Source organism: Deefgea chitinilytica, assembly GCF_016881405.1.
GTDB lineage: Bacteria > Pseudomonadota > Gammaproteobacteria > Burkholderiales > Chitinibacteraceae > Deefgea > Deefgea chitinilytica.
This window is the reverse complement of record NZ_WOFE01000002.1, coordinates 159894-171685: the sequence shown is the minus strand read 5'-3', so window position 1 is coordinate 171685 and position 11792 is coordinate 159894. Positions and strand designations below refer to the sequence as shown.

General features: G+C 48.4%; 13 protein-coding genes. 3 read left to right on the top strand and 10 right to left on the bottom strand.

Going from position 1 to position 11792, the window contains the following annotated elements; genetic code table 11:
* Window positions 1-3: 3 nt before the first annotated feature.
* On the top strand, window positions 4-510 hold the full coding sequence (locus GM173_RS06485) for a DinB family protein (protein WP_203570548.1): 507 nt from the start codon (window positions 4-6) through the stop codon (window positions 508-510).
* 35 nt (window positions 511-545) lie between these two features.
* Entirely contained in the window at window positions 546-1022 is a 477-nt protein-coding gene (locus GM173_RS06480; RefSeq protein ID WP_203570547.1) for a DUF3592 domain-containing protein, read from the top strand.
* A gap of 46 nt (window positions 1023-1068) precedes the next feature.
* On the opposite strand, the gene GM173_RS06475 is transcribed toward GM173_RS06480, so the two are convergent.
* The 4 genes from GM173_RS06475 to GM173_RS06460 form a co-directional block, all read right to left on the bottom strand.
* On the bottom strand, window positions 1069-1278 hold the full coding sequence (locus GM173_RS06475) for a Lar family restriction alleviation protein (RefSeq protein ID WP_203570546.1): 210 nt from the start codon (window positions 1276-1278) through the stop codon (window positions 1069-1071).
* 126 nt (window positions 1279-1404) lie between these two features.
* Complete coding sequence (locus GM173_RS06470; protein ID WP_203570545.1) at window positions 1405-2772, bottom strand: NAD(P)(+) transhydrogenase (Re/Si-specific) subunit beta; 1368 nt, start codon at window positions 2770-2772, stop codon at window positions 1405-1407.
* Window positions 2765-3073 carry a proton-translocating transhydrogenase family protein gene (locus GM173_RS06465; RefSeq protein ID WP_203570832.1) on the bottom strand — a complete coding sequence of 103 codons (309 nt, stop codon included), beginning with the start codon at window positions 3071-3073 and terminating at the stop codon, window positions 2765-2767. The genes GM173_RS06470 and GM173_RS06465 overlap by 8 nt, the downstream gene beginning before the upstream one ends.
* Window positions 3074-3148: 75 nt before the next feature.
* Window positions 3149-4345, bottom strand: a complete 1197-nt coding sequence (locus GM173_RS06460; protein WP_203570544.1) for a Re/Si-specific NAD(P)(+) transhydrogenase subunit alpha — start codon at window positions 4343-4345, stop codon at window positions 3149-3151.
* Window positions 4346-4571: 226 nt separating this feature from the next.
* Between GM173_RS06460 and GM173_RS06455 the strand changes: the two genes are divergently transcribed.
* A complete protein-coding gene (locus GM173_RS06455) occupies window positions 4572-4904 on the top strand; it encodes a DUF2325 domain-containing protein (protein ID WP_203570543.1) in 333 nt (110 codons plus the stop codon).
* Between the two features lie 122 nt (window positions 4905-5026).
* Here GM173_RS06455 and GM173_RS06450 read toward each other — a convergent pair whose 3' ends face one another.
* The 6 genes from GM173_RS06450 to GM173_RS06425 all read right to left on the bottom strand — a co-directional run bounded on the left by GM173_RS06450 (window position 5027) and on the right by GM173_RS06425 (window position 11777).
* A complete protein-coding gene (locus GM173_RS06450) occupies window positions 5027-5755 on the bottom strand; it encodes an amino acid ABC transporter ATP-binding protein (protein ID WP_203570542.1) in 729 nt (242 codons plus the stop codon).
* Window positions 5752-6417 (bottom strand): amino acid ABC transporter permease, encoded by a 666-nt coding sequence (locus GM173_RS06445; protein WP_203570541.1) that lies wholly within the window; start codon window positions 6415-6417, stop codon window positions 5752-5754. Before GM173_RS06445 ends, GM173_RS06450 begins: the two co-directional genes overlap by 4 nt.
* Entirely contained in the window at window positions 6417-7163 is a 747-nt protein-coding gene (locus tag GM173_RS06440; protein ID WP_203570540.1) for an amino acid ABC transporter permease, read from the bottom strand. Before GM173_RS06440 ends, GM173_RS06445 begins: the two co-directional genes overlap by 1 nt.
* A gap of 122 nt (window positions 7164-7285) precedes the next feature.
* Window positions 7286-8185: a glutamate/aspartate ABC transporter substrate-binding protein gene (locus tag GM173_RS06435; RefSeq protein WP_203570539.1), complete on the bottom strand. Its 900-nt coding sequence runs from the start codon at window positions 8183-8185 to the stop codon at window positions 7286-7288.
* 221 nt (window positions 8186-8406) lie between these two features.
* Complete coding sequence (mutY, locus tag GM173_RS06430; RefSeq protein WP_203570538.1) at window positions 8407-9462, bottom strand: A/G-specific adenine glycosylase; 1056 nt, start codon at window positions 9460-9462, stop codon at window positions 8407-8409.
* Window positions 9462-11777, bottom strand: coding sequence for an AsmA family protein (locus tag GM173_RS06425; protein WP_203570537.1), 2316 nt, complete (start codon window positions 11775-11777; stop codon window positions 9462-9464). Before GM173_RS06425 ends, mutY begins: the two co-directional genes overlap by 1 nt.
* Window positions 11778-11792 lie beyond the last annotated feature (15 nt).

The window sequence follows — 11792 nt, the reverse complement described above, 5'->3', positions numbered from 1 at the left end:
AAGATGTTTCAAGGCAATCTGCCGCAATTGATGGCGGCTTATAATCAGTGGCAAAACGAACAAGTTTACACAGCCGCTTTGCAGCTCAGTGATGAACAGCGCAAAGCCGATCGCGGCGCCTTTTTTAAGTCGATTCATAGCACACTCAATCATATCCTGTGGGGCGACTTGATGTGGCTATCGCGTTTTATTGGCGAAACGCTAATTAGTTCGCCATCCGGGGAAGATGTATACGCTGATTTTGCTGAGCTGCACGCGGCGCGCGTGGCGCTGGATGCGCGTTTGATTGCGTGGGCGGATAGCGTCACTGAGGCCTGGCTCAATGAGCCAGTGACTTGGACGAGTAAAATCTACGGCTTCACCCAAACGATTCCCCGTTGGGTGCAAGTGCAGCACTTTTTTAACCATCAAACGCATCACCGTGGGCAAGTCGGCACTTTGCTGAAGCAATACGGTATTGATGTTGGTATTACTGATTTGCCGCTGTTGCCAATGCTTCATGAGGTTTAAGCGGCGCGGGTGCTTATCATTTTGCTGAGGTTTGCATGACCACTCATCATTTCGCTAGCCAGATTCAATGCTGGGGTCGTGCCTACCTGAGCGTGGCGGTGTATTTGCAGATCGGCTTGGGTTTGTTGCTACTGGGTTTTGCCCAGCAGACTGGCTTGGAACGGTTGGCTTTACTTTGGGACGGACAACGCGCTGCGGGGCAGATCGTTCGTTATATTGAAGTGGAGCCTGTTCGTTTTAGCGAGTCTGTGTGGTTTAAGGCGATGGTGGTTTACGAACATAACGGTCAGCAGATTGAATTTGCCGATTGGAACAGCCGCGAATACGCGTCGGGTGTGCCACAAGAGGTGGTGGTGCTGTTTGATCCGCAGCAGCCCAGCCAGGCGATGATACGCCGTGGCAATGTTTTAGATTGGATGCCTTGGGCACCATTTGCCGTGCTGGGTGTGTTTTTGCTGATCGTCGGTTTGCTTGGCTTGGTTCGACAAAGCAATACGCCGAAAAATTCATGATGTATTGCGGAGAAAGCCTTGATAATGAATGGCTACAGGGTAATACCTACTTAAGTTTATTCCAGTTGTCGATAGCTTCTTTTTTATTGCTGCCTTGCGGCGCAATGGCGCTGCAATTGCCATTTTTACCGAGTTTGCTGCATTGAACCCAAAATCGATTCGAACCGGCTTTGTGTTGCTCGGCGATGGCACCGCATTTTGGACAAGGTTTTGGCGTGGCGCGGCCAGTTTGGTCTGTGCTGGAAGTGGTGATCATGGTGATGATTGTCTACGCTAAAACGTAAGCTTACTCTGTTCGCCTGATTTTGACTGCTTAAAATTGTAATAAGAGATGACAAAAGGGCGCTCTTTTTGAGCGCCCTTGTTGTGTTACGGCTGCTGATTAATGCACCGCTTGCAGCATGCCTTCGACGACTTTCTTCGCGTCGCCAAACACCATCATGGTTTTATCCATATAAAATAGCTCATTATCCAGCCCTGCGTAGCCGGCGCTCATCGAGCGTTTCACCACCATCACGGTGCGCGCTTTGTAGGCGTCCAAAATCGGCATGCCGTAAATGCTGCTGTTTGGATCGTTTTTGGCGGCTGGATTCACCACGTCATTCGCGCCGATGACGAGTACCACATCGGTACTGGAAAAGTCGCTATTGATTTCTTCCATCTCAACGACTTTATCGTAGGGTACTTCGGCCTCCGCCAACAGTACATTCATATGGCCGGGCATACGTCCTGCTACAGGGTGAATCGCATAGCGAACATCAACGCCGCGCTCAGTGAGTAAATCGGTCAGTTCTTGCAGTGCATGCTGCGCGCGCGACACGGCGAGGCCATAACCCGGGATGATGATGACGCGTTCGGCATTTTCCATTAGGAATGCTGCGTCATCTGCCGAGCCGGAGCGATAATTTTTCTGTGCGCTGCCCGCTGGGCCGCTAGCGGCCACTTCGGCACCAAAGCCACCGAGCAGCACCGATACAATCGAGCGGTTCATCGCCTTACACATGATGTAGGACAGAATCGCCCCCGATGCGCCAACGCAAGCGCCGGCAATAATCAACACGGGATTGTTGAGCGTAAAACCAATCCCCGCCGCTGCCCAGCCGGAGTAGGAGTTCAGCATCGACACTACTACGGGCATATCGGCGCCGCCAATCGGAATAATCAGCAGTACGCCCAAAGCTAGCGCAATTGCGAGCATCACTAAAAAGGCGAGCGTACTACCCGTGGCGTAAAATGTGATCCCGAGAGCTAACATCGCCAAGGCAAAGATTAAATTGATAAGGTGCTGGCCTTTAAAGTTAATCGCCCGCGCACCGAACTTGCCTGATAACTTACCGTAGGCGACGACTGAAGCGGTAAACGTGATCGCGCCGATAAACGCGCCTAAAAAAAGCTCGATTTGTTGCGCGCCAGTGTGGCTCATGCCGGTATGAAACACCGCCGCCACAGCGATCAGCACGGCAGACAAGCCCACCAAAGAATGCATCGCGGCAACCAACTCAGGCATTGCCGTCATTGCAACGGTGCGGGCTTTATAAGCGCCGACCACAGCGCCTGCCGCCATCGCCGCTACAATCAGCCATACGACAGGACCGTTTGCAACAAAGAAGGTCGTTACCACTGCGATGGTCATACCGACCATGCCGTACAAATTGCCGCGCAAGGCGGTTTTTGGGGATGAAAGACCGCGTAAAGACAGGATGAATAAAACCGCGGCGACTAGATAAAGCAAGCCAGTCAGATTAGTCATTTGCCGCTCCTTTTTTTGATTTGAACATATCGAGCATGCGCTGGGTGACTAAAAAACCACCAAAGATATTAATGCTGGCAAGGAAAATCGCAATCGCGCCCAAAACGCTGGTCAGCGTGATTTGCTGCGCATTGATATCGACCACCTGCAGCATCGCGCCGACGACGATGATGCCGGAAATGGCGTTGGTCACGGCCATCAAAGGTGTGTGTAGCGCGGGGGTGACATTCCAAACCACGTGGTAGCCGACAAAAATCGCCAACACAAAAATCGTTAAACTGGCCATAAATGGATCATTCATCATGGCCTCAGTCGGCACAACTGCGGCTGAATCCACCGCTGAAGCGGCAAGGGCAAGTGTAGACATTGATTTTCCTTAGGCTGGGATGGGGTCGATGATGGGGGCTTCAGCAGTACTGCTGATGGCCGTCTTCGTTGGGGGCGTTGCGGCCTCGCCGAAATAGATGCTGCCTGCGTGGGTGACGCGGGTCGCTTGAATAATTTCATCTTCCGATTGCGGAACGTATTGGCCTTCTTTGTTGGTCAGCAGTCCTAAAAAGGTCAGTACATTGCGGGCAAACATACTGGATGCATCAGTTGCCACCAAGGCCGCTAGATTGCTATGCCCGACAATGGTTACACCATTGTCGCTAGTGACGACTTCATCGGCTTTGGAGAGCTGGCAATTTCCACCGTAGCTCGCTGCCATGTCGATAATTACGCTACCCGATTTCATCGTTGCGACGGTCTCGGTGCTAATTAAAACTGGCGCTGCCTTGCCCGGAATCAGCGCAGTCGTGATGATGATGTCGGCTTGGGCCGCTTGTTGGGCAATCAGTGTACTTTGGCGTTGACGATAATCGTCCGACATTTCTTTGGCGTAGCCGCCAGTGTGCTCAAATGCGGCGCGTTCTTCATCGTTGAGTTCGACTTCGATAAATTTCGCCCCGAGCGACTCAACTTGCTCGCGGGTAGCGGGGCGCACATCAAAGACTTCAACAATTGCTCCCATTCGTTTGGCGGTGGCAATTGCTTGCAAACCCGCCACACCAGCACCCAAAATCAACACCCGCGCCGGTTTTACTGAGCCCGCCGCCGTCATAAACATCGGCATAAAGCGTGGGAAATATTGCGCTGCCAGTAGCACTGCGCGGTAGCCGGCGATATTGGCTTGGCTGGATAAAATGTCCATGCTCTGCCCACGCGTAATGCGTGGAATCAGCTCTAATGCGTAGGCATCGACTTGTTTAGCTGCTAGCGCAGCTAAATGCGGATAGCGGTAAATATCAAATTGGCAGACTAGCGCAGCGTGTTGCGGAATAAGCTCGATTTCTGATGTATCGGGCGCTTGAACTTTAAGAATAAGGCTTGCATCAATATACGTGCTGGCAGAGTCGATACCGATGGTCGCGCCAGCGGCGAGGTAATCGGCATCATGCCAGTGCGCGGCAAAGCCAGCGCCACTTTGCACTCGAACTTGATGCCCTTGCTTAATCAGTTTTTTGACCGTTTCTGGGGATGCGGCGACCCGAGTTTCGCCTTGCCGACTTTCTTTTGGGATCACGATCAACATCTTTAGCTCAGCCCTATGCGCGGTGGAAGAGCTTGATATTTAGCCCTATGTCGATAGACCACTTTTTGATACAACGCAATCTAGGTAAAAACCCTAGGACATATCCGTTTGCGCTAGCGCAATATTTTTACGGCTCAACAAAAATTTAACACAAACGGTATTGATAATAATTCGCATTTGCATGATAATCATTCTCATCTTAATCAAAGCTTACGGATGAATGGTCATGAATGCATATTTGGTCGGTGCCGATGCCTTGGGAAACATTCCGCAACTACTTGCCGAACACGGCATATCGGTACAAAAACATGTGAGTGGTCGTAATGTCGCGCATCAGCGCAAACCACCTAGTCTCAATGGGGCAGATTTATTAATTTTATTTACTGATTTTTTGAGTCACAACGTGATGAAGGCGTATCGTGAATTAGCCAATGAAGAAAACGTTCGTTTTGTTGCCTGCCGCCGTTCGGTCTGTGCCCTGAGCCAAAGCTTAGAAAAAATTGGTGAAGTGCGTGATTGCACGCAGTGTCCAAACCAAAAATCGAAGAAATGCCGCTAGTGCCAGCGTAAGTAGCGGCAGAAGTGCAGTGTGATGCTGAGTTAGATGATTGATTTGTATTTAATAGGTATATGGCTTTAGCAATTTAAATAATTAGCTTCTAGCCATATACCCTAAGAAAATTAATGCTGTAGAATTTTGGATAAGAAATGCTGAGCACGCTCGCCGCGCGGCGTACCAAAGAAGTCTTCTTTGCTGCAATCTTCTTCAATCTTGCCACCATCCATAAAAATGACCCGATTCGCAACACGCTTCGCAAAGCCCATTTCATGCGTAACGCACATCATCGTCATCCCTTCGCGAGCTAGCTCAGTCATCACATCAAGTACTTCATTGACCATTTCGGGATCGAGCGCGCTGGTTGGCTCATCAAACAGCATGGCAATTGGATCCATCGCCAAAGCGCGTGCAATCGCGACACGCTGCTGCTGACCGCCAGAAAGTTGGCCGGGAAATTTCGCGGCATGTGCACTTAAGCCGACTCGATCAAGCAGTTGCAGGCCTTTTTTACGCGCCTCATCTGCACTGCGGCCGAGTACGCGTTGTTGCGCCAGCATCAGATTTTCGCTTATTGAAAGGTGCGGAAACAATTCAAAATTTTGAAATACCATACCGATTTTTGAGCGTAATTGTGGTAAGTCAGTCGTCGGCAAGCCGACAGAGGTGCCGTTAAAAATGATCTCGCCTTTCTGAAACGGTTCTAGCGCATTGACGCATTTAATCAGCGTTGATTTACCTGAGCCAGATGGCCCACAAACGACGACGACTTCACCTTTTTGAATCTCAGCACTGCAATTGGTTAAAACTTGAAAATCGCCATACCACTTACTGACATTTTTAATTGCAATCATACGCTAAGCCTCTTATTCAAACGCGCGACTAATGTCGATGCGCTAAAGCTAATTAGGAAATAAATTAATCCAGCAAAAAGTAAGAACTCATGCGGTTGGCCAATAATATCGCCACGGGAACGCGCCGTATTGAGAAAGTCCATAATACCAACGGCATAAACCAACGATGTGTCTTGAAATAAAATAATCGATTGCTGTAGTAATAACGGCATCATTTTTCGAAACGCCTGTGGCAATACAATTAATTGCATTGCTTGACGATAATTCATACCTAAAGCGTACGCGGCATTGATTTGTCCTTTACCGATTGACTGAATGCCAGCACGCACAATCTCGCAAAAATAAGCTGCTTCAAACAGCATAAATGCAATTAAGCAAGAGGTGAGCGCGCCTATGGGGCGATTTGTACCAGTTAGCCAGCCGATAATAAATGGCACCATGAAATAAAACCATGTAATGACTAATAGTAGCGGAATTGATCGAAAGTAATTTACATAAAGTCCGGCTAGATTAGAAAGAATTTTATTTTTAGAGAGGCGTGCTAAGGCTAATACAGTACCAATTGCCACACCACCCAGAATCGCCATAATCGTTAGTTTAATGGTAAGCCATAAGCCTTCCATCATACTGGGTAAGGCTGGCAGAATATTTGAGAAATCCATTATTTGCCTCCCAATGCAATCAGGCCAGGCACTTGCACACGTTTTTCTACCCAGCGCATCAGTAGCATCAAGCTCATATTCAGTGTGAAGTAAATCAATGTCGCTAGCGTGAATGCTTCAAATAAATTGGCCGTGAATTCAGCGGTTTGTTTAGTTTGTGCGAGTAATTCCATTAAACCAATTAGTGAGGCGACGGATGAATTTTTAAACACATTAAGAAATTCGCTCGTCATTGGTGGAATGATAATTCGAAATGCTTGCGGTAATAAAACATCTTTATATAGCTGCGGTAATCGTAAACCCAATGCGAGCGCTGCATTCGTTTGCCCTTTCGATAGTGCTTGAATTCCGGTACGCACTTGCTCGGCCACGCGAGCAGCGGTAAAAAGCCCTAAGCAAATGACCGTACTAATAAAAGCACTGGTCGCCGGATTTAAATCTTGTTTAAACCACATTTGCAGATTTTCTGGCAAATAGTCCGGCACCATAAAGTACCAGATAAATAATTGCACTAAGAGTGGCACATTACGAAATAGAGCAATATAGCCAGCAGCTAGTCGCGCTAAAAATACACTAGGTAGTGTACGTGCTACGCCTAGCACTGTGCCTAAAGCGAGCGCAATAATCCAGCTAGATAGCGCTAATGCAATTGTCCAGCCTAGGCCGCTAATAAACCAATTTAAATAAATTTCAGTGCCAATACCCGTTGGCTTGAAAAAAACGCCCCAATCCCAATGATAATTCATGCTCGATACTCCCAACGCATAGCGCCAGATGATGATCTGGCGCTATCTCTCTCCATAATAATTTAATTATCGCGATGTAATGTGATTGGTTTGAAATTAAACAGAAAATTGCTGCATATACTTTACATTTGCTCGGCAGATTTATCTGTTGGCTTAGCGATCAATTCTTTTAATTCATCTGACATTGGGAAATTGAGGTTTAAGCCTTTAGGTGGAATAGGGCTTAAGAACCAGCGTTTATAAATCGTGTTGATTTCACCGGATTTAAAGGTATTCGCTAATGCGTTATCGACCACCTTTTTAAAAGCTGGATCGTCTTTACGCAGCATACAACCGTAAATTTCATTCGATTGTGCTTTGCCTACAATGGCCCAGTCGCTTGGCTTTTTCGCTTTAGCCATTTCACCAGCAAGTAGTGCGTCGTCCATCATAAATGCCACCGCACGGCCTGATTCGAGCATCAGGAATGATTCGCCATGGTCTTTAGCACTGATGATGTTCATACCCATTTTTTTCTCGTCGTTCATTTTTTTCAAAATGCGCTCCGAGGTCGTGCCAGCGGTGGTCACTACATTTTTGCCCGCAAGGTCGGCGAAGTCTTTAAAGGGACTGTCTTTTCTTACTAAAAGGCGGGTACCAATTTCAAAAATGCCTAAAGAAAAGGCGACTTGTTTTTGGCGCTCGAGATTATTGGTCGTTGAGCCACATTCAAAATCTACGGTGCCGTTTTGTACTAGCGGGATGCGTGTCTGCGAGGTGACTAAATTGTAGCGCACCGTCAAATTGGGCATTTTGAGTTCTTGTTTTACTGCGTCAACAATTTTGCTGGCGAGGTCGGCTGAGTAGCCAATCGGTTTGCTGTCGTTGGCGAGGTATGAAAAGGGAATCGAAGAGTCACGATGGCCGACGACGATGACACCGCTGTCTTTGATTTTTTTTAAGGTGCCACTGAGTTCTTCTGCGCCAACTTGGCCAGTGCAAACGAGGGAAACGGCAAGGGTAAGTGCGTAGTGAGCTTTCATTGCAGTGTGACTCCAAGCTAAGGGTTGGCTTGAAGTATAGGTAAAGATACTTGCAACGATATATAGGAATTAGCCCCTAAGGGAATTTGATTATGATGCTGTGATCTAATTGGTGGGTATATCAATATAAATATTTATAGATAAGGTCTATAAATATATACCCCTATAGATAGGTTTACTGAAAACCACTGCGCTTGGTGAGAAATGAGCTATTTTTCGTATTACAATGCGTTGATGATTTTGCGTAAGGGGCTAGGAATTCCCGCAGTTAAAGCGGCCGTTTTAGAAAACCATGCCGTATGATTTTCGCGCAGTGTGCTGTTGCCGATGAGGTAGGCCGGTTGCGGGGTGATGGTTAAGCGGTAATGAGTAAACACATGCACGAACTCAGGCAGGGCTGGTTCAATTTCAATTGTCAGGCCAAACCGTTGATCGATTGCTGTTGCGGCGGTGAGCGTGCTGGCGACTTCGGGCAAGCTCCACAGTCCGCCCCAAATACCTGTTGGAGGGCGGCGTTCTAATAAAATTTCACCATTTGCGTTACGTAGCAATACCATCACCGTTGATTTTTCAGGGACGGTTTTTTTAGGTTTTTTGGTGGGTAATTCAGCTTGGCGACCGCTTAGGCGGGCTTGGCAATCGGCGCTGAGTGGGCAGGTCAGGCAAGTTGGATTTTTGGGCGTGCAAATCGTTGCCCCCAAATCCATCAAACCTTGGGTATGGGCTTTGATCGCTGCCGCGGCGATGTTTTGATCGCTGCTTGGCTCAGGCAATAAGCTTTCGGCTAATTCCCATAATTGGTTTTCAATGGCTTTTACGCCTGTAAACCCTTCGATTCCCGCCCAGCGGCTCAGTACGCGCTTGACGTTGCCGTCCAAAATGGCTGCGCGCGTGCCATAAGCAAATGCCGCAATCGCCGCAGCAGTGCTGCGGCCAATGCCAGGCAGGGTGGCAATCAGCGCTGGGTCGCTGGGAAAGTGCCCGCCAAAATCACGTACGACGGCTTGTGCGCAGGCATGCAAATTACGGGCGCGAGTGTAATAACCGAGCCCACTCCACAGGGCCAATACATCATCGAGTGGTGCCGCGGCGAGGTCGGTCAGAGTTGGAAAACGCTCTAAAAACCGTGCGTAATAATCAAGTACGGTGGTGACTTGCGTTTGCTGCAACATGATTTCTGATAGCCAGACGCGGTAGGCGTCATCGACTTGCCACGGTAAATGATGGCGACCGTGTTCCCGCTGCCATTGTGTTAAACGGCTTGAAAAATCATTCATTATTTCGCTTTCTGTGGGCTGGTTTTCTTCGTTGGCGCGGTTTTGTTGGGTGTGGTTGATTTTTTGACGGGGGCCGATTTCTTCTTTGCTGCGGCTTGAGCGGCAGCTTTTTTTGCTGCTTCTGCTGCTTGAATTTTTGCCGTTTTCGCCGCTGCTTCGGCTTGTTGGCGGGCAATAATTTGTTCTTTCAAGTTGGCGGTATCGGCGTTAAAGACCGGATTGTTCAGAGGGCCACGGAAAGTCAGTGGCAAGCTTAAACCCAATAGCCCTGAGAGCTCTGGTACCTTGGGATTGGCACTGGCTAGCATGGCATAGTCGATTGTGCCCGCGTTTAAATTGAGCGTACCGCCGCCTTTGAGCTTTAATACATCGGCGCTGACGATCAAATCATCATTCACTGCCACCCCATTTTTGAGAATTAACGTGGCATTGAGCTCGGAGAAGTTGGTTTTCCCTGCACTGTGGTCGATTTTTTTGATTTCGCCATTCATTAGTTTGATTTGCTGACTAGCGGCACTGAGTAGGCCGCTAATGTCGATGCCGCGAATGGCGCCTTCTTTGAGGCTAGCCTTGATTTTACCGTTGGCAGATTTTCGCAGAGCGGTGATGTTATTGCCGGTGGCGGTGACGTCCAGCGTGAGGTTGCTGCGGCCTTCAAATCGACTGGTATCAAATGTGTCGGTAAGCAGGGTATTGATGTTCATATTGCTTAGCGTCTGCTCTACGCGGAAATACGGTATGTCTTTGCTGGCGTTAATTTCGATACGCCCAGACAGTTGTCCTTCATAGAGCGTGGCTTTGAGCGGGTCGAGTACCAAGCGATTTTTGCGTGCAATCAGCGTTGCATCAATGTCATCAATATGTAGGTTATTTAATACCAGCTCGCCCACCTTGATCGAGCCGATTGCTGATAGTTGATTCAACCACCAAAAATCGAATTGATTTTTTTCATTGATATTTTTGGCTCCAGCGGCAACCGCGGGTAGATAGGGGGTTAAATCAAGTTTGGCTAAGTCGATATTGACGCGGAAATGCGGGTCTAAAAAGCTTTCCATGCCAATTTGTGCGCGAAGCGCTTCGTAGTCCAAAGTGCCATTGCTATCGAGGTTGATCAGTTCATTATGCAGGTCCAAATCACCCTTGCCGGTGAGGTCTAAGCGAACCGCTCCGCGAGGTAAGCTGCGGTTGGTATAGCTACCGGTAAGTCGGTAGTTGGGCAGACGGGTAATCGTGCCGCGCTCAATAATTAGTGGCGTGCTAAACAGCACGTCCAAGTTTTGTTCGGGACTGGTGTATTTGACGCTGATTTTCGCCGCATTGCTTTGTAATAGCTGGCTGTGTGCGCCACTTAAGGTGGGAATACTGGCTGAGGCGATAAACTTTGTATTTTTATCTTGCATCTCTACATCCACTTTTAAGCGATGCAAGATCAGCGAGGTACTGGTGAGTTTAATCTCTGGGATATCGAGTGTGGTTTGCCAATTTTGACCGCTACGACGGCCTGAGCCGACTAATTTCAAATCACCGCCGGTGAGACGCAGCGGATCCCAACCATAGTTCAGATTCCCAGTGATTTGTAATGCAAGATTATTGATTTTGACTTGATCGTCACTTTGACCGTTCTGATTAATCGCCATTTTAATATTGGCGATGTGCAGTCGACGCTCTTGCTCGATGTAGCGCATCGCGCCACTGCCGTGGATTTGACCACGCCAGAGCGTTGATTCACCTTTATTGCCGATAAAAATTTCGCCGTTTAAATCCAGCGCGCCTTTTTTGGGATCGGTTAAATCGTTCATTTCCAAATCAAACTGCTGGAAATTGAGCGTTTGATTGAGAAATTCGTCGTGCCAAGAAAACTGAGCATCCGAAAAAGTGAGCCGATCTAACGCAACTTGAATCAATTGACCTTTATTTTGCAGCAGGTCTTCAAAGTTATAGCTACCGTCTTCATGGCGGATAATGGTCAGTTCAGGGCGTTCGATTTCAATGCTGCGCGCGACTGCTTTTTGTTCACTCAACAGTGGCCAGAGTCGAAATACCATTTTGATGGTATCGGCATGAGCAAAGACCGTGCTGTCGTTGGGTTCGGTGAGCGTTGCATTTTTGATCAGCACGGCAGGGCGCGGCAGCAGCACCACATGGGCACTGCCGCGAATATCGAGTTTACGCTGCGTATCGCGCTGCACCGCCATGATTAATTGATCGCGAACTAAGTCCGACGATAAAAAGTACGGCAAAATGCCGAGCAAGGCGATGAGCGTAACGATCAGCAAGAAGCTAATACGCAAGGGGCGGGAGTGACGCCAATCCATTTCGTTAAAAAGCCG